Raw genomic sequence first — 18,099 nt, 5'->3', positions numbered from 1 at the left:
GGAGAGTCGGTCATGATCAGAACAGTGCTTCTGGTGGAAGATGAAAGCCGCATTCGTGAGATTGTGGCCGATTATTTCATAAAAGAACAATGGAACGTCATAGAAGCAGAACATGGAGTACAGGCACTGGAACTGTTGGCTCTGCATGAGGTGGATCTGGTTATTCTGGATGTTTTGATGCCTGAAATGGATGGATGGACGTTATGTGGGCATATTCGATCCCAATCCACCGTACCTATTATCATGCTGACTGCACGGTCCGAGGATGACGATAAAATTCATGGATTTCAGCTGGGCGTAGACGATTACGTTACCAAGCCGTTTAGTCCACGTGTGCTGGTTGCACGTGCAGAGACATTAATGAAGCGTGTTGAAGGTGCATTTGGACGAGAGCAGGGTGTGATTCGCTTTGGTCAGGTAACCCTTGATCCATGGGCCAGACGCCTGGAGAAGGACGGAATTGAAGTGGAACTTGCACCAAAGGAATATGATCTGTTGCTTTATTTGGCACGTAATGCAGGCATTGTGTTGTCCCGGGATGCCATTTTGAATCGGATCTGGGGATTTGATTTTGAAGGGGACTCACGTGTTGTGGATACTCACATCAAGAAGTTGCGCAGCAAATTGGGTGATGAAGCCAAGTGTATCCGGACGGTGATTGGCACTGGATATCGTTTCGAGGCAGAAGCATGAGAAGAAATGGCGTAACGATGAAGCTTTTTCTGGTCATGGCAGGATGTCTGGTTCTTCTATATGGTACGACGGTTTTTGCCCAGTTGGTCTGGTTCCCCGACTTCTATCAGCATCAAAAGGTCAGCAGTATGAAGAAAAAGCTGTCTAAGTTCGAACAGCAATATTCCAATGGACATTGGAGTGATTTACAGCTAGCCAAGGAGACCGGGAAATTCATGCGTCAGAATCAGTCACATCTGGTCATTCTGACGAATACCGGAAGACTGGTTAATGACCCGTTCCACATTACGTTGCTTCAAGAAGATGGAAGTCACGTGAAGGTGTCCTTGTCCTTGTTTATCAATAGTGAGAATGCTGGCTGGATTACATCCCATCTGAAATATGGGCAAGAACTGACGGTGAAAGGTCCGGCCAGCGAGTCCATGGTCTATCCATTCAAAATCCAGGATGCCACTTCTGCCGCATGGGGAACAGAAAGCTTTCAGGAATCAATTGAACCGGTAAAGGAATGGTCCGGCGTATTGACCGAGGTCGTTCTTCCCAATCTGGCAACGTGGAGTCAGAGGCAGGGCCTGCTGGTGCAAGCACTGGATAGCCGGTTCCCTTTGTCCACCGAAGACCAACTGGCCTTGGCGAATGGCAAAATGCTCAATGAAGAATGGATGGATAGCTGGAGCGGTGTTCGCAATGTCATCACCATTGCTCCAGTGCATCGTTCCGGACCTGAGCAACAATTGATCTTCTCGCTCACCTCTCTACAGGAGATGAGGGAAGCGAATGAGGCAACACGATTGTTCTATGCGTATTTCGGCATAGGGGCATTTATATTGATTCTGTTGCTGGCGTTACTCCTGTCCCGAATTGTAACGAAGCCGCTCTTGGCCTTGAACCATGTCGCCAAGAAAATGTCTACGTTGGATTTCACGGTGAAATCACCCATCCGGCGTAATGATGAGATCGGCAGTCTGTCTAACAGCCTTAATGCCTTATCGGGAACCTTGGGTCAGACACTGGAAGAGCTTAGGCAGGCCAACACGCAGATGCGTACAGATATGGAAATGAAGCAGGAGATTGAACAGCGTCAGCGCAAGTTTTTTGCCGATGCATCACATGAACTTAAGACGCCAATCAGCATTATTAAAGGATATTCTGAAGGGCTGAAGGATGGCGTGAGTGAGAGCAAACGGGAGCGTTACATTGAGATCATTGCCGATGAGGCGATCAAAATGGAAACGATGGTTGAAGAGATGCTGGATCTGGTGCGACTTGAATCCTCAGCGGTTCAATTGAATACGGATGCTGTTGCACTGGCTGACATGATTGAAGATATCGCCGGCCGTCTGGGTCCGCAACTGAAGGACAAAGGATTGGATGTGGTGCTTGTATCCACAACAGAACAGACGGTTGAGGGTGACCGAAGCAAGCTGGAGCAAGTTATTTTCAATATCATGATGAATGCTATACGTCATGCGATACCACATACCGATATAACTATTGAGATTAGCAGGCGTGAAGGTTTTGTCCATATTTCCATTGAGAACAAGGGCGAGCAGATAGCTGAAGCTGAGCGGCAGTATATATGGGAGAGGTTCTATCGGGTAGAGCGCTCACGTAATCGTAAAATGGGGGGGACCGGGCTTGGTCTGGCCATTGCGAAGCAGATTCTTGATCTGCATGGGTGCAGTTATGGAGTGGAGAACACACCGGATGGAGTCCGTTTTTATATTATTTTTCCTAAAGCCTAGTACGAAAGGGAGTCAAATCTTATGAAGTCTTTACCATCGATTTTAACCTTGGGGAATCTGAGTTCAGGCATGCTGGCAGTCATAATGGCTATTCATGGTGAATTTGCCTTTGCTGTGATGATGATATGGGTAGCGATGTTCTTTGATCTGTTTGACGGGTATGCGGCTCGTAAGTTGCATTGTGAGGGTGAGTTCGGCAAGTCCCTGGACTCACTTGCGGATGTAGTTTCATTCGGAACAGCACCTGTGCTGATTCTGTACCTGAATTCCATGCTTGAAGTGAGTGTGCTGGGGATGGCACTGACTGCATTGTTTCCGGTTTGTGGTGCTTTGCGTCTGGCCCGTTATAACTGTCAGAAGACAGCAAGCAGTGGTTTTGTCGGGATGCCGATTACATTTGCCGGAGGTCTGATGTCCTTTTTCGCACTCTGGAGTCCTTATTTCACACATGGTGTAGCCTATCTTGTCATTATTGTATTATCCGGTCTCATGGTGAGCCAAATCCGATTCCCGTCTCTAAAACAAGTGTTAGCCTCACATGAGAAGGATATTGTGGAACCGAAATAAGGAGCGAGTCAGTATGGAATTTGCAAAAGAATTTATTGGTCAATATGGTTATTTCGCAATATACGGACTTCTGGCTCTTGGTGTTATTGGCATGCCGATTCCGGATGAGGTGATGATGACTTTTGTCGGTTATCTCGCCTCTATCTCGGTATTGAATTACTCCGTATCCATCGCCGTCAGTTTCGGTGGTGCATTTACCGGAGGGCTGCTTAGCTACATGATTGGCAAGAAAGCGGGCAGGCCGCTGGTTGAAAAATACGGCAAGTGGGTCGGCGTTAATGCCAAACGATTCAGCAGGGTGGAGTCGTGGTTCATCAAATATGGGTATTGGTCCATCATTCTGGGTTACTTCATTCCAGGCATTCGTCATCTGATGTGCTGTTTCTCCGGGATTAGCCGCATGGCGATTGGCAGGTACGTAGTTGTATCCAGCATTGGTGCATTCGTCTGGTGTGTTGTCTTTATCTCGATTGGTTTTTATGTTGGCGTGTTAACTTAAAATGGGACAGCCTGTTGTAGTAACGGGCAAGGATGGAAGACCTCTTGAGTGTAAGGTGGTCTTTTTTTGTTTTTCTATATATGGTCGGAGACCTCATTCTAAGTAATTTAATCGACTACAAGTAACTTACCCTTGGAACTGTAGGCTAGCCCGCAAGATGTTTCAAGAAAATTCAAGCTCAGAGCTGTTTCTCCGAGTAATTCTCCGGCGTTAGCAGACAATGCCGCCAGCATAAATCTTTAAAACGCCGTACATCCAGATCACGGGCATGTGGCCCGTATCCTTGGATTTCAATACCTCCTTTAACGCCGTTACCTGGCATGTATGCAAGATACAGATACCGATAGCCGTTATGAAAGTCTCGAACTTCCCATTCGGGTTACAAATGGTTAAACTTTTTCATCACCGGAAACCAGACTGAATGCAAAAATTCCAATGTGCCATGTTCAAGTCCATTTTCTAGTCTGGACAGCACTCTGGGGTTCGTTTCCTCCTCCAAAAGGGAGTGCATCCAAACTTCGTAAGCCTCGTCAAAATCAATGCTCATCGTCTTCATCTCCTCTAAAAAATAAAATAGAACGAACGTGAACAGGGCTTCAGGTCGTCATGTAAAAATACAAAAAGCCGCTCCGACCATTTCCAACCTTCGCGTTGAAGGGGAAAATGGATCAAAGCGGCGTGTGCTTCACGACCGATATATTACATTTCTAAAGCAAGTATAGCTTTAAATACGGAATAATTTCAATACCTTTCAAACAGTTACCCACTTAAATGAGATTCTTCAATTCCTCTTTCGACTTGTTTTTCCCCTTTTTTGCGAGCAAAGGTGATTTTGAGGAGTGGTGGAGTGACCAGTGTAGTCACAATGACCATGATCACGACACTCGTGAAGTATTCCGGATCAAGTAATCCGGAAGCAAGACCGGTTGAAGCGATAATCAGTGCAACCTCACCTCTTGAAATCATTCCTGAGCCAATGGCAAGAGACGATATTCGATCAAATCCGGTAAGACGTGCACCGGCTCCGCCGCCAAGAAGTTTAGTTGCAATGGCAATGAGACTGATAACAACAATAAACCAAATTTGTGAACCCACGCCATCAAAGGTGACATTTAAGCCAATACTTACAAAGAACACTGGAACAAAAATTCCGTAGGCGATCGGTTCCAGTTTGGTTTCAACTTCATGTTTGAAGTTGGTTTGAGAGATGGCAATACCAGCGGCAAAAGCACCAATGATTCCAGCCACACCCATCCACTCTGCGAAGTAGGAAAATCCGAAACAAATAATCAGTCCCGCAGTAATAACGGTCTCCGTTACCTTCAGTGGTGCCATCCACTTCATAATGCGTGGAACAAGGAACCAGCTGGCAGCGATGATGATCACAAAGAACAACAGCTTCTTACCAATAAGCAAAGAGATCGAAGTGTCTCCTCCACCTGTACCTAACAAGCTCATCATAACGGCAAGAATGACAACGACCAGGACATCATCAACGACAGCTGCACCAAGAATTGTTGTACCCTCACGTGAGCTGAGTTGATCCATGTCTTTCAGTGTCTGAACCGAAATGCTGACGGAAGTGGCACAGAATAAAAGTCCAAAGAACAGAGCATGCGTTGTCGACATACCAAAGGCTATGGCCGAGCCGTATCCTCCGATAAAAGGCAAAATAATACCGCCGACCGCTACGGCAAAGGCCGCCTTCCAGTTTTTCTTTAATTGCTCCAGATCAGTTTCCAATCCGGCAATGAACATTAACAGTAGTACCCCGATCTCGGCCATATAATGAACGAAATCACTTTGCTGAACCCAACCGAGCAGTGCAGGCCCGAGGACGACACCTACAATTAATTTTCCCAAAACGGATGGCTGACCCAATCTTACGGATAGATCACCAGCAAGTTTGGTAAAGATCAAAATAAGTGCAAGAACCAAAATAAATTCCATAGGTGTACTCCTCTCCAGTAGTTGCGTTTTTATAGGATTACCTGCCCAAGGGCGATCCATTCTCAGCTTCAAAAAGACAAAAAGACACAGAAAGGCATTAGGAAAAGTGCCGTTCTGTGCCTGAAAAAGACAAAGAGGGGCCCTTGGTGACAGGCTCCTCCAGTTTCAACGCGTATGTGATTAATTGCATTAATTATACCACAAATATGGACTTGGGTAAATGGGAGCTGGTTTGGATTTGATTGAAAATGGCCGTAAAGGGGCATTTTATCATGTAGTACTAAGGTTTTTGTTCAGAGTGTTGTCACTTAACAGTCCGGAATTGCCGAGATATAATGATATAGAACATAGAAGTTAGGATATGAGGAGGATTTTGCATTGGGCAAAAATAACAAAGGGGAGCCGAACATTCCATCCCCGACGAGTAATAAAAATTTCGCAGGCATCATTATCACCATTTCCATTCTCGCTAATGTCATTATTTTATTATTGTTCTTCGCGCCGTCGATTGGTTACAAAGGTGATGTAACCTTTGATATTACGGTGTTGCCGCGGTTTAATGCCGTGTTTAACAGCTTTACCTTCATCTTCCTGCTCGCAGCCCTTATTGCGATTATCAAGCGGAATGTGAAGCTGCACAAACGATTTATTCTTGCTGCATTCTCAACAACACTGTTATTCCTTGTGACCTATCTGACGTTTCATTACCTCTCACCAGAGACGTCCAAATACGGCGGCGAGGGCATCATTCGTTCGATCTATTTCTTCATTCTGATTACCCATAGTATACTGGCAGCCCTGATTGTTCCATTGGCATTGTTCACACTGGTCTGGGGTTGGACGAATCAATTGAAGAAACACCGCAAAATTGCACGTTGGACTATGCCAATCTGGCTCTACGTCAGTTCTACAGGTGTTGTAGTATATCTCATGATGGCACCATATTATTAATGTAATGAACGTTTCACTGTGCTAATTAGTTTGACTTGCGGGTAATGTTTCCATGGAAGGAGGGTTCACGTTTATGTACAGAGTTGTTTTGATTCGCCATGGACAGAGCATGTGGAATGTAGAGAATCGTTTTACCGGATGGACAGACGTGGATCTGACGACGGATGGTTACGGAGAAGCTCGTAAAGCAGGGAAGATCATGAAGGAACAGGGATTTGATTTTGATTACGCCTATGCATCCGTGCTGAAACGTTCTATCCGGACACTCGATATTGCGCTGGATGAAATGGACCTCATGTGGATTCCCATTACGAAGACTTGGAAGCTGAATGAACGCCATTATGGTGCGCTGCAAGGACTGAACAAACAGCAGACGGCTCTGAAGTATGGGGAAGACCAAGTAAAGGAATGGAGACGATCCGTGAATGTATCTCCCCCGGCACTGGACGAAACTGATGCCCGATATGTGCAGGATCTGGACAAGTACAAGCGGCTCGGATGTACCATCCCTTTTACGGAGAACCTGATGGATACCTCGAAGCGTGTACTGGAGTACTGGAATGCGGAGATTAAACCGATGGTGTCTGCTGGCAAAAGAGTGCTGATCTCTGCGCATGGTAACACGCTCCGTTCACTCGTCATGCATCTGGACCAATTGTCCGAAGCAGACGTGATGGCGCTCAATATCCCGACAGGCATTCCGCTTGTCTACGAATTGGATGAAGATCTGCATCCCATCGGACACTTTTATCTGACCGCCGATGGTTCGACCTACAAACATGAAGAAATGACCCATGTGGCAACGCAATCTGATTAAACGGGTGTGAACGTTTATGCCTCAACAGAGCAAGTGAAAGATGGCCTCTGAATTTTAATTCGAAGGTCATCTTTTTTTCTGCGATCAAGCCTGCACTTCGTTTCGTTTTGCTCCCACAGGGTAATTGTCAAGCAAGACACGATGTACATTTATCCTGAAGGAGGAGAAGCACATGTCTAAAAGAAGAGGAATTATCATGACGGCTATCGGCGCAGGTGTGACTTATCTGATGAGGAACAAACAAGCAAGAGATAAGCTGTTTAGCACTGTCTCGGGTATGATGAAAAACTCCAATTCGTCGTCCAATGGAACAAGTAAAACCAGACCACGCGTGGAAGTGAAATAGATTGCGATAGTTCGTTTATCGTTGAATTAAAATGATGATCATGAGAAACCTGGAGATGAAGTCGTTCCAGGTTTTTTTGTGCACTCAAAAGCAATCCTTTGCTTTTGTGTGTAAAGCGATTTTTGCCAGCAAGAATGATACAATGGATACTTGCAGAACGTATGGAGGGAGATGCAATATGAAGAAAAATCGTCTGGGTACATCCGAACTGATGGTGTCTGAGATTGGGCTGGGATGTATGTCACTTGGAACTGAAATGGATCATGCTATGGGCCTGATTCATGAGGCTCTGGATCATGGGGTCAATCTGCTGGATACTGCCGATCTGTACGACGCAGGGCGTAATGAGGAAATTGTAGGACAAGCTATTAAAGGGCGTCGGGACCAAGTCATTGTGGCGACCAAAGTAGGTAATCGTCGTCTGCCGGGTAAAGAGGGCTGGTCTTGGGACCCGTCCAAAGCCTACATTAAGCAGGCTGTACATGAAAGTCTGAAGCGATTGCAGACCGATTACATCGATCTGTATCAGCTGCATGGCGGGACCTTGGACGACCCCATCGAAGAGACGATCGAAGCGTTTGAGGAACTGAAGAAGGAAGGACTTATCCGATATTACGGGATTTCCTCCATTCGTCCCAATGTGATTCGGGAGTATGTAAAGAGGGCATCCATCGTCAGTGTGATGAACCAGTACAGCATTGCTGACCGCAGAGCGGAAGAAGAAGTGTTGCCTTTATTGGAACAAAAGGGAATCAGCGTAATTGCCCGTGGGCCTGTAGCTAGCGGAGTGCTTGCCGATTCCGGATCTGCCAAGGCAGACAAAGGTTATCTGGACTACACGCCAGAGCAACTATATACCATTCGGCATGGGCTAAGTCGTCTTGTTACAGACCAACGCAGTATGGCTCAGACGGCTATTCGCTACGCGTTATCCCATCCTGCCGTAGCAGCAGTTGTCCCTGGTGCCAGTTCAAGAGAACAGTTGCTGCACAATATTGCTGCTTCGAATTCGCCTGAACTCACCGCTGCGGAAATTCAGGAAATACGAGAACTCAGTCCCGCTAATCTGTACAAGCAGCATCGTTAACTTGATCCAGCCTATTTTCAATTGTAACTATACGAGGTACAATGAAGATCAGCCAAAAAAGGAACATATAAGGGAGAGAAGACATATGGAAAGAATTCAAAGTGAACAGCAGTATTTGGATACAATTAACTCTGATGGTTTTACCGTCATTAAATTTGATACAACCTGGTGTCCGGATTGCAAAAACCTGGATCGTTTTATCGGGGATGTTATCGACCAACATTCGGACAAAACCTTCTATGCCCTGGATGCAGAAAAGTTCCAGCCTTTTGCCGAAGAGAATGGTGTACGCGGCATTCCAAGCCTGCTCGTCTTCCAGAACGGCAAGAAAATCGCACATCTGCATAGCAAATGGGCTAAAACACCTGCTCAAATCTCCGAGTATCTGGAGACGCTGGAATCCAAAGTTTAAGCGTACGAAGGCATCAGTAGTTTGTTTAATTAACTTAGCTAAGGAGACCTCTTCTTGTCCTGCGACAGGAAGGGGTTTTTCTGCTTCATTCCAGCACGCACGATGTGCATTCAAATGTGCATTCAAATGTGCATTCAAATGTGCATTCGAATAACTCAAGTGGAGAAACAACGCTTGTTTAGAATTTGTTCAGTGCTCCCATGTATACTGTGAGAACAAACTGAATATTTGGAGTGAACAAGATCCATATGAAGAATGAAATTTTTGAGGAAATGCACCAATTAAGTCACAATGATGACCGGAGATATCGATTGTTGATGATCGGAGTGAAGCAATTGCTTCAGGAACAAAAGGAGAATAGATATAATCTGCGTGAGAGATTAAAGAGTCGAAAGAAACACCGGAACATTCAAGTGAAAAAGTGGTACTAGCCAGCCTGCATTTCAGAAGTGAACATAAATATGGATGTCCATGATACATAGTAAACCTAATCGGCATCACCCATGATCCAACCCAGCAAAGAAGGAAGTAATGAAGGGTCAAACTTCTTCTAATTACAGATATTCCTGTCTCTGAAGCAGGAACAGAATCGTGAAGCAACAGAAACGTAGCTCAGAATATAAAATATGGCGGCCTCGCTTCCCAAGGGAACGTGAGGCCGCCATTAATTTTGCCGTTCTAATTACTTGAATTGTAATGCTTACATCAAAATAATAAAGAACACGGCTGCCAAGACAAAGCGATACACAGCAAAGACGGTCAGGCTCAATTTTTTCAAAATGGACAGGAACGTCTTGATCGCAAGCATGGCGACGATGAAAGCAGCGATGAATCCAATCGCAAAGATTGGGAAATCACTACCGTTCAGGTGATCGATACTTTTGTACAGGTCATATCCCGTAGCACCGATCATAATTGGCACAGACACAAGGAATGTGAACTCCGCAGCGGCTACACGGCTTACCCCTGCAAAGAGACCGCCTGAGATCGTTGACCCGGAACGGGAGAAGCCTGGCCACAATGCCAAGATCTGAAATATACCCACCGTGAATGCCTGTTTGTAAGAGATATCGTCAACATCATGGGTAGTAATTCGTTCACTCTTACGGCTCCAGCGTTCGGCCACGATCATCAATATACCACCTATAACGAGGCTGTACAGCACTGTTTCCGGACCAAACAAATGTGCTTTGATCCAGTCGCGGAATACAAGTCCGATGACTACGGCAGGAACCATCGCCAGGAAGATATGTCCCAGATTGAGGCGGCGGGAGTAAGGTCTGCTCCCTCCGGTGAAGCGGAACATATCAATGAATTTGTTCCAATACAGTACAACAACAGCAAGTACAGCTCCGAGTTGAACAACCACCTCAAACGTTTTGACTGACTCGTTGTCCTCTGATAAACCGAGCAAATGGGCAGTCAGGATCATATGTCCAGTGGAGGATACGGGCAAAAATTCTGTCAAACCTTCGATGATGCCCATAATAATGGATGATATAATATCCAATTCTCTTCCTCCTTGAAATGCAGGTGACAGCACAGGCTGTCCTGCTTGACCATGCCTGTTCATTTGAACAAGGCTATCACCTATTATGATCACAAATGCACTCAACTTCAACTTCTGCTTGTAACCATTTGTTTAAAACTATATTGACAAAAACCTAGTTATCCCATAGGATATAAATTAACTGACTGACTGATCAATCGGGAGGGTTACATGAATGACCAAAATTAACGGTTTGGAACCCGGTGAAGAACGCCGGGACCAAATAATACGCATAGCGATGGAGCGTTTTGCAACCCAAGGCTACCATCAGACGAAAATTTCCGATATCGTCCGCGAGGCTGGTGTGGCGCAAGGGACATTCTACTGGCACTTCAAGAGTAAAGAAGCCATTGCTTCGGAGATTGTTTTAACGGGCAAGGAGGAGTTGCTTGATTCGATTGGGCAAGGGTACCGCAAGGATGCAGGATCGGTAGAGGATATGGTGAAAGCATCGGAAAGGCTGTTCACTGACTTGTTCTTGTTTGCTGCGCAGAATCGCTATTTTATGGAACTGTTGCTCAAAGGCATCGTGACAGAAGAATCCGTACAACGCCTGGTTGAGGAGACACGTAATGCTGTCGAAACTGCGTTTCGTCACAATATGGAACGAGCCATCGAGCTCGGTATGTTGCCTCAGGGCATGGATGTACCGCTTCGAGCAGCACTACTGGTAAGCATGATTGAAGGCATGATATCACGCTGGTTGTTCGGTTCCGATGAGTTGCACAGCAAATTCTCAGGCATGACAGCTTCATCGCTGGCAGCTGAGGCAGCAAGCTTTGAGTTTTACGGACTGCTAGGCACATAAGATTCACATGATTAAACAAATAGCAGGGAATAATGGGTACAACTGCGGTTTAGTCACAATAAAGTAACCCAATGTACATCCAGATTAATACACGACTGAGAGGAAGTTAACGTAATGAACAACACATATGGATCGAAAACTCGTAAAGGCTGGTCTTTGACAGCAATTCTGCTGATGACCGTGCTGGTACTTAGTGCTTGTGGAAGTAAGGCAACAGATGGTGGAAGCACAAATGGTGCACAGGCAAGTAATGAACTGGAGCAGATCAAGTCGGCTGGCGTTATCAAAGTGGGCATGATGGGCACATACGCACCGTACAACTTCCTGAACGATAAGAAAGAAATGGACGGCTACGATGCTGATATTGCACGTGAAGTTGCGAAGCGTCTTGGGGTTGAAGTTGAATTTGTATCCCAGGAGTTCTCCGGTCTGACACCAAGTCTGCAAGCCAAAAAGCTGGATGCCATTATCAGCCAGATGACGATTACCGATGATCGTAAGAAAGTACTGGATTTCAGTGATCCGTATATTACGAACCAAGTTAAAATTATAGTAAAAGAAGATAATAACGATATTACCAAGCTGGAAGACTTCAAAGGGAAAACGATTGGTGTAGGTCTGGGTACAAATGATGAATCATATCTGCGCAATGAAGTATTGCCAAAAGTGGGAGACTTCACGATCAAAACCTATGACGATGTCATCTCTTCACTCAAAGATCTGAATGCTGGACGGATTGACGCAACAATCAACAATATGTACGCTCTGAAACCGATTGTGGATGCCAACGGATTGAATATTAAAGCTGTAGGTGAACCGATTAAGAGTGACCAGGCAGGTATTGCTGTTCGTAAAGACAATCCGGAACTCGTAGCAGCACTGAATGATGCTCTCAAAGGCATGAAAGATGATGGCACGTACAATACCATTTTCAAAAAATGGTTTGGTGAAGAGCCTGCGCAATAACGAACCTGCAAGGCGAAGGGAAGATTTGACCCATGGAACTGGTATTTGAGAATATCCCCTTCTTTCTGAAGGGGGCTTATTATACGCTGTATGTAACTGTGATCTCCATGTTTTTTGCGTTCATCATCGGGGTGCTTGTTGCGATTGCTCGTCTGAAGGGACCGATGTGGCTTAGGTTGATCGCAAGGTTTTATGTATCCATCATGCGGGGAACCCCGCTGCTGGTGCAATTATTCGTTATTTATTACGGATTGGTCGATTATGGAGTGACCTTGGGATCACTCACCGCAGCATGTCTGGGACTGAGCCTGAATGCAGGAGCGTTTCTGTCGGAGACGTTCCGTGGAGCCATTCAGGCTGTACCAAAAGGACAGACAGAAGCTGCATATGCAACGGGAATGACCCCGGCTCAGGCGATGAGACGTATTATCTTCCCGCAGGCTGTGCGCATTGCCATCCCGCCGATGGGTAACACGTTTATTGGCATGTTGAAGGAAACATCACTTGTGGCGGCGATTGGTGTTACCGAGTTATTACGGTCAGCACAGCTGCTGGTATCCCAATATGCATTGAATATGCCTTTTTATCTGGCGATTGGTGTGATCTACTGGATCATGAGTATCGGCTTCTCGGCCATTCTGGAACAAGTGGAGCGCCGGCTGGCTCGGGCTTACTGATGGGAGGAGAGAACCAATGATTACAACAACTGGACTTACCAAACGTTTTCAGCAAAATGAAGTGCTTACGAACATCGATCTTCATGTCGATGCCAAAGATATTGTTGTATTGCTCGGACCGAGTGGTTCAGGCAAAAGTACCTTACTGCGCTGCCTGAATGGACTGGAAGAGCTGTCCGGAGGACAGATTGAAGTCAACGGCATTGTGGTTAACAGCGCAGATCCGCTGCGAGTCCAGCGTGCCAGGGTATTGGAGATTCGTCGCCAGACCGGCATGGTATTCCAGCAATTCAATCTGTATCCGCACAAGACAGTGTTGGGTAATGTGATGGAAGGTCTTGTTACGGTAAAAAAAATCAAGCGTGACGAAGCGGCTGAACGCGGCCGGATTCTGCTGGATCGGGTCGGCTTGTCGGACAAGCAGGATGCGTATCCATCCCGATTGTCCGGTGGACAACAGCAGCGGGTAGCCATTGCACGTGCACTTGCGATGGAGCCAGAAGTGATGCTGTTTGATGAGCCAACTTCAGCCCTTGATCCTGAACTGGTCGGAGAGGTACTATCCGTCATGAAGGAGCTTGCAGAGGAAGGCATGACGATGCTGGTTGTGACGCATGAATTGAAGTTTGCCCGTAATGTGGCGAACAAAATCGTCTTTATGGCGGATGGATCGATTGTGGAAGAAGCAAGTCCACAGGAGTTCTTTGAACAGCCGAAGCAAGAACGCACTCGCCGTTTCTTGCAACAAATTACTGAATTTTGATGAAGATAACAGCGATCGGAAGGTTATTCTGTCATCGGAGTGGTAAGTGCAAACCTTTTTCGCTTGAACTTAACCTATTCTAAGAAAGAAGGATAACATCATGAATGTAACAACCGTATGGAAAGGCAAACGTGCGTTTACTTCCGAAGGACCCTCTGGCTATGCCGTTGGCATGGATGCCACTGCTGCTTATGGTGGTGACAGCAAGGGAGCTACCCCAATGGAATTGTTGCTAGCGGGTCTCGGGGGCTGTATGGGAATCGATATTACGATGATTCTGGACGCTTTCCTGGACAAAATTGAGTCGATTGAGATTGAAGCGCAAGGCACACGCAGTGAAGAGATGCCTAAAGGGTTCACATCCATTGATCTGATCTTCAAAGTCGATGGGGATATTCCGGATTATCGCATCTGGAAAGCCATCCAAATGGCTGAGGAAAAATATTGTGCAGTCTCCGCTTCGCTGAACGCCGATATTCATCCTAAACTGATCCTCAATGGGGTAAGTACACCTCGTCCTTAATAGCTAGCACACGAGCAGATTCTATACTAAGCAGGCACTACCAATCGTGGGAGTGCCTTTTTTTTGCTTTTCTAACACTTCAACAGGGATTCCGCCCATTTAGGAGTCACTAAACTTCTGTCAGTAGAAAATAATTCAGTAAGCCCGGTCGCCATGTTAATGGCGGCCTCTTCTGCTGAGGTAGGCTGGCTTGTAGGCCTGGCAATATATTACCCATTGCAATGACAATCCGAATTCTGGCGGTTATGTGGTATGATTAATTCTGAGGACAGAACATCCTGATCCTGCTGTTTATATGTAAGCGCTTATACAGATGACGGAAGGTGCAGACATGTTTAAAAGGCTGATACGAACCACTAATAATCTCAAATTAAAGCATAAATTGCTCATTTCCTATGTACTGGTTGTCATGATTCCGGTCCTGATTGTTGGTCTTGCTGTGACCAGTTATTTTCGCCAGCAAGCCCTGGACAATGCGATAGGACAGACGATCATCAATGTAGACAAGATCAAGAGCCAGACGGCAACCATGCTGCGTGTACCAACCGATATATCCAATCTTTTAATGTTTAATGCGGATCTCAAGGAGATCGTGAATAAACGGTACAAGAGCGTTGTGGAGTTAACCTCAGCGTATCTTGCATACAAAGACTTTCAGGAGTACAGGCGTTTGTACCGTGAGATAGCGGGCATTCGTTTTTACTCAACTAACCCAACATTGATCAACAACCTCGAATTCATCCCGGTAGACAAGCAGACGGAAGAGAGCTACTGGTACCAACAGGCACTGAAAACAACCAGCATCGGTTGGTTCTACATTCCGGACAAGGAAGATAATCCTGTACACAAGCTCAGCCTGGTGCGCAAAGTACCTTTTGCCGAGTATCGGACAGAGGGCGTGTTGATGATTGTGATCAATCAGGATGAGCTGAATGGATTGTTGCGTCAGGAACAGTTTGAGACGATGATTACGGACGAGCAGGGCTATGTGGTTGCAGCCAAGAATACCGAGCTGGTGGGTAAAACGCTGGATGAGCTTGATTTTGGCGTTGATCTGCAGAATCAGGCGAAAGGCACCATAGAGGGGGATTTCCGGGGGGAACCATCTAATATTGTTATTGATGAGCTGGGCCCTGGATCGAGTATGAACAGCCTGAAGGTGATTTCGGTTTTTGCCACCAAAAATATCGTCAAAGACGCCAACACCGTTAGCTTGATCGGCATGATTTTTATTATACTGGTGCTGGTGATCGCCCTACTATTCGTATATATCATCTCGTTCCTCACTTCGAACCGATTGCTCCGGCTGAGTAAACACCTCAACAAGCTTGCATTAGGAGACCTGAACGTGACTTCACGGATAGATGGAAACGATGAGATTGGACAACTATCACGACAGTTCAACTATATGGTGAAAAGTATCAATGAACTCATGACGCAGGTGGTAGAAGCGACTGAACAGAACAATCAATTGGAAATCGCGCAAAAAGAGATTAAACTGAAAATGATGGCGAGCCAGATCAATCCCCATTTCTTGTTTAATGCACTGGAGTCCATTCGGATGAAAGCGCATATTAAGGGAGAAGCAGAGATTGCCAACATCGTCAGGCTGTTGGGCAAGCTGATGCGCAAGAGTCTGGAGATTGGCAGTGGAAAAACAACCTTCAGGGCTGAACTTGAAATGGTACGTTCCTATTTGGAAATTCAGAAATTTCGTTACGGCGACCGCCTTGCATTCCAGATCCATATCGATCCCGAGGTGGAGAAGATGTACATTCCGCCTTTGATTATTCAACCTTTGGTTGAGAATGCGATTGTCCATGGTCTGGAGAACAAAGAGGGGACAGTTCGTGTTGATATAAGTATTCGTTTAGTAGAGAACATTGTGCAGATCCGTGTGGATGACAATGGTGCAGGCATAACGCCAGAACGACTGGCTGAGGTGATGCAGTTTATCTGTGGACCGGAGGAACAGGAGAAGAGTCGGATCGGCATGCGTAATGTACATCAGCGCTTAACATTGACGTACGGCGAGCCATATGGATTACAGATTAAGAGTGTATATGGGGAAGGAACAGAGGTTTCTTTCACTTTGCCAGCAGGAGGGGACCAACATGTATAAAGTGTTTTTGGTGGATGACGAACCGAGCATACGTGAGGGACTGACAACCATTATCGAGTGGGAAAAATACGGATTCCAGGTCATTGCTACAGCTGCCAGCGGGCGTGAGGCCATTTCCCGGTTTGAGGAATTGGAGCCTGATCTGACGATTATTGATATTCGTATGCCCGGTATGACCGGGCTGGATGTGATTGAAGAAGTGCGCCGGAGTCATCCGGATTCGCACTTTTTGATATTAAGTGGTTACGCGGATTTTGATTATGCCAAAAAAGCCATCAGTTTTGGTGTGGATGGTTATCTGCTCAAACCGGTGGATGAAGAAGAGATTATTGGTGAACTGGAGCGTATTGCTACAATCCTGACCCGTGAACGGGAGACAATTGCACGTCATGCTGGTGAAGATACCGTTTTTAGGGAGCATCAGATCGAGGCTTTGCTCTTTGACAGTCTGGAGGGTGCGGGTAGCATGGAAGAAGATAGCCTGGGACTGCACTGGCCTCACTATCAGATTGTGCTGTTTGAGCTGCATGTAGCCCCCGACCTGCAACGGGGAAGTGTTATGAAACGCAAACTGATAGAAGCATTTGACCATAAAGACCGAGGCATTGTATTCTCGTTCCATTCAGGTCTGGGGTTGTTAAGTAAGGAAACAATCACATCCGAGTCATCTGCAAGAAATCTGTACAATGAGCTGGAAGGACTGCTGGGAGAATGGGAGGTTCACATGTACGGTGCTGCGGGAGAACCTGTACATTCCACTTCTGAAATTGCGCGGTCATACACGCAGGCGAATCGTTTACTCGGGGAACGCTTCTTGTTCACGGAGCAACGCATCATTCTGTGGAATGAAGAAAGCGAAAGCGTTCTTAAGCCAGAAGTTGAAGCTGTGGACGGAGCACATGAGCCAGTTGAGGACGAACTCGCGGACAAGCTGTATTATGCGCTAGACATCCGCAGTAGTGAGTCCGTTATGCGGGTGCTGGGTGAGATGGAAGAGCGCCTGGTTCCATATTACCGAACAGAGCAAGCGATCAAGACGGCGTTCTCACAGGTATTTTCCCTGGCGTTTAACAAACTTGCAGCGACGAATCAACATATGCACTCCATTATGCAGGAACATTCGGTTCTGATTAATGAAGTCTATCATCAATTTACGATGTCTGATCTCAAAGTGATGGCATCGGAACATTTGAATCGACTTATTCAACGTATGGGTGGGGGAAGCAAGGATACTGTATTGAAACAGATGATTGAATTTATCCAGCGTAACCCTGGCGAGAATCTCAAGCTCGAAGTACTGGCAGAAGTGTTTAACTACAACAGTAGTTACTTGGGTAAGTTGTTCAAGAATCATACTGGAGAGTATTTCAATGCATTTCTGGACAAGGTTCGTATGGAAAAGGCCAAAGAATTGCTGGACGAAGGACTAAAGGTCCATCAGGTTGCGGCGAGAGTGGGGTATGCCAATGTGGACTACTTCCACGGTAAGTTCAAGAAATATGTAGGGGAATCCCCTTCTGCTTACAAACAGGCCAGAACCCAATCATCAATTAAAGGAACGGCTACGGATACAAACGAGGAATAAGTGCGAAGTGCTGGGCCTTGCCCTTGCCTATTGTGTAAA

General features: G+C 46.1%; 19 protein-coding genes and 1 pseudogene. 17 read left to right on the top strand and 3 right to left on the bottom strand.

Going from position 1 to position 18,099, the window contains the following annotated elements; genetic code table 11:
• Nucleotides 1–12: 12 nt before the first annotated feature.
• Genes MKY66_RS25835 through MKY66_RS25820 form a run of 4 tightly spaced genes read left to right on the top strand, consistent with a single transcriptional unit; the run spans nucleotide 13 to nucleotide 3,504 of the window.
• A complete protein-coding gene (locus MKY66_RS25835; protein ID WP_076212829.1) occupies nucleotides 13–693 on the top strand; it encodes a response regulator transcription factor in 681 nt (226 codons plus the stop codon).
• Nucleotides 690–2,438 carry a HAMP domain-containing sensor histidine kinase gene (locus MKY66_RS25830; RefSeq protein ID WP_076212826.1) on the top strand — a complete coding sequence of 583 codons (1,749 nt, stop codon included), beginning with the start codon at nucleotides 690–692 and terminating at the stop codon, nucleotides 2,436–2,438. The genes MKY66_RS25835 and MKY66_RS25830 overlap by 4 nt, the downstream gene beginning before the upstream one ends.
• A gap of 21 nt (nucleotides 2,439–2,459) precedes the next feature.
• Complete coding sequence (pssA, locus tag MKY66_RS25825) at nucleotides 2,460–3,005, top strand: CDP-diacylglycerol--serine O-phosphatidyltransferase (protein WP_076212824.1); 546 nt, start codon at nucleotides 2,460–2,462, stop codon at nucleotides 3,003–3,005.
• Between the two features lie 13 nt (nucleotides 3,006–3,018).
• Nucleotides 3,019–3,504, top strand: coding sequence for a DedA family protein (locus tag MKY66_RS25820; protein ID WP_076212821.1), 486 nt, complete (start codon nucleotides 3,019–3,021; stop codon nucleotides 3,502–3,504).
• Between the two features lie 196 nt (nucleotides 3,505–3,700).
• Here MKY66_RS25820 and MKY66_RS25815 read toward each other — a convergent pair.
• Both MKY66_RS25815 and MKY66_RS25810 read right to left on the bottom strand, forming a co-directional pair.
• A pseudogene (locus MKY66_RS25815) lies at nucleotides 3,701–4,051 on the bottom strand (transcriptional regulator); the annotation flags it as partial.
• Nucleotides 4,052–4,263: 212 nt separating this feature from the next.
• Nucleotides 4,264–5,454 carry a cation:proton antiporter gene (locus MKY66_RS25810; protein ID WP_076212818.1) on the bottom strand — a complete coding sequence of 397 codons (1,191 nt, stop codon included), beginning with the start codon at nucleotides 5,452–5,454 and terminating at the stop codon, nucleotides 4,264–4,266.
• 378 nt (nucleotides 5,455–5,832) lie between these two features.
• On the opposite strand from MKY66_RS25810, the gene MKY66_RS25805 reads away from it, so the two are divergent.
• The 6 genes from MKY66_RS25805 (at nucleotide 5,833) to MKY66_RS25780 (ending at nucleotide 9,498) form a co-directional block, all read left to right on the top strand.
• Nucleotides 5,833–6,405: a DUF420 domain-containing protein gene (locus tag MKY66_RS25805; protein ID WP_017692198.1), complete on the top strand. Its 573-nt coding sequence runs from the start codon at nucleotides 5,833–5,835 to the stop codon at nucleotides 6,403–6,405.
• 73 nt (nucleotides 6,406–6,478) lie between these two features.
• Nucleotides 6,479–7,222 (top strand): 2,3-diphosphoglycerate-dependent phosphoglycerate mutase, encoded by a 744-nt coding sequence (gene gpmA, locus MKY66_RS25800; protein ID WP_076212816.1) that lies wholly within the window; start codon nucleotides 6,479–6,481, stop codon nucleotides 7,220–7,222.
• Between the two features lie 172 nt (nucleotides 7,223–7,394).
• Complete coding sequence (locus MKY66_RS25795) at nucleotides 7,395–7,568, top strand: hypothetical protein (RefSeq protein ID WP_179088546.1); 174 nt, start codon at nucleotides 7,395–7,397, stop codon at nucleotides 7,566–7,568.
• Nucleotides 7,569–7,746: 178 nt separating this feature from the next.
• Entirely contained in the window at nucleotides 7,747–8,655 is a 909-nt protein-coding gene (locus MKY66_RS25790; RefSeq protein ID WP_076212813.1) for an aldo/keto reductase, read from the top strand.
• 85 nt (nucleotides 8,656–8,740) lie between these two features.
• Nucleotides 8,741–9,067 (top strand): thioredoxin family protein, encoded by a 327-nt coding sequence (locus MKY66_RS25785; RefSeq protein WP_076212810.1) that lies wholly within the window; start codon nucleotides 8,741–8,743, stop codon nucleotides 9,065–9,067.
• A gap of 248 nt (nucleotides 9,068–9,315) precedes the next feature.
• On the top strand, nucleotides 9,316–9,498 hold the full coding sequence (locus MKY66_RS25780) for a hypothetical protein (protein ID WP_076212808.1): 183 nt from the start codon (nucleotides 9,316–9,318) through the stop codon (nucleotides 9,496–9,498).
• Nucleotides 9,499–9,767: 269 nt separating this feature from the next.
• On the opposite strand, the gene MKY66_RS25775 is transcribed toward MKY66_RS25780, so the two are convergent.
• Nucleotides 9,768–10,553, bottom strand: a complete 786-nt coding sequence (locus tag MKY66_RS25775) for an undecaprenyl-diphosphate phosphatase (RefSeq protein WP_256704276.1) — start codon at nucleotides 10,551–10,553, stop codon at nucleotides 9,768–9,770.
• A 238-nt stretch (nucleotides 10,554–10,791) separates the two neighbouring features.
• On the opposite strand from MKY66_RS25775, the gene MKY66_RS25770 reads away from it, so the two are divergent.
• From MKY66_RS25770 to MKY66_RS25740, 7 genes are all read left to right on the top strand, one after another.
• A complete protein-coding gene (locus MKY66_RS25770; RefSeq protein WP_076212805.1) occupies nucleotides 10,792–11,424 on the top strand; it encodes a TetR/AcrR family transcriptional regulator in 633 nt (210 codons plus the stop codon).
• Nucleotides 11,425–11,538: 114 nt separating this feature from the next.
• Complete coding sequence (locus MKY66_RS25765) at nucleotides 11,539–12,390, top strand: transporter substrate-binding domain-containing protein (protein WP_076212803.1); 852 nt, start codon at nucleotides 11,539–11,541, stop codon at nucleotides 12,388–12,390.
• A 32-nt stretch (nucleotides 12,391–12,422) separates the two neighbouring features.
• Nucleotides 12,423–13,067: an amino acid ABC transporter permease gene (locus MKY66_RS25760; RefSeq protein WP_017692207.1), complete on the top strand. Its 645-nt coding sequence runs from the start codon at nucleotides 12,423–12,425 to the stop codon at nucleotides 13,065–13,067.
• Between the two features lie 16 nt (nucleotides 13,068–13,083).
• Nucleotides 13,084–13,830 carry an amino acid ABC transporter ATP-binding protein gene (locus tag MKY66_RS25755; RefSeq protein WP_076212787.1) on the top strand — a complete coding sequence of 249 codons (747 nt, stop codon included), beginning with the start codon at nucleotides 13,084–13,086 and terminating at the stop codon, nucleotides 13,828–13,830.
• Between the two features lie 100 nt (nucleotides 13,831–13,930).
• Nucleotides 13,931–14,353, top strand: a complete 423-nt coding sequence (locus MKY66_RS25750; RefSeq protein WP_017692209.1) for an OsmC family protein — start codon at nucleotides 13,931–13,933, stop codon at nucleotides 14,351–14,353.
• A gap of 331 nt (nucleotides 14,354–14,684) precedes the next feature.
• On the top strand, nucleotides 14,685–16,475 hold the full coding sequence (locus MKY66_RS25745; RefSeq protein ID WP_076212785.1) for a histidine kinase: 1,791 nt from the start codon (nucleotides 14,685–14,687) through the stop codon (nucleotides 16,473–16,475).
• Entirely contained in the window at nucleotides 16,468–18,060 is a 1,593-nt protein-coding gene (locus MKY66_RS25740) for a response regulator transcription factor (RefSeq protein ID WP_076212782.1), read from the top strand. Before MKY66_RS25745 ends, MKY66_RS25740 begins: the two co-directional genes overlap by 8 nt.
• Nucleotides 18,061–18,099: the final 39 nt, after the last annotated feature.

Source organism: Paenibacillus sp. FSL R5-0766 (genome assembly GCF_037971845.1).
Taxonomy (GTDB): Bacteria; Bacillota; Bacilli; order Paenibacillales; family Paenibacillaceae; genus Paenibacillus.
Note: the sequence above shows the minus strand (reverse complement) of the source record. Positions and strands in the feature narration are given on the sequence as shown.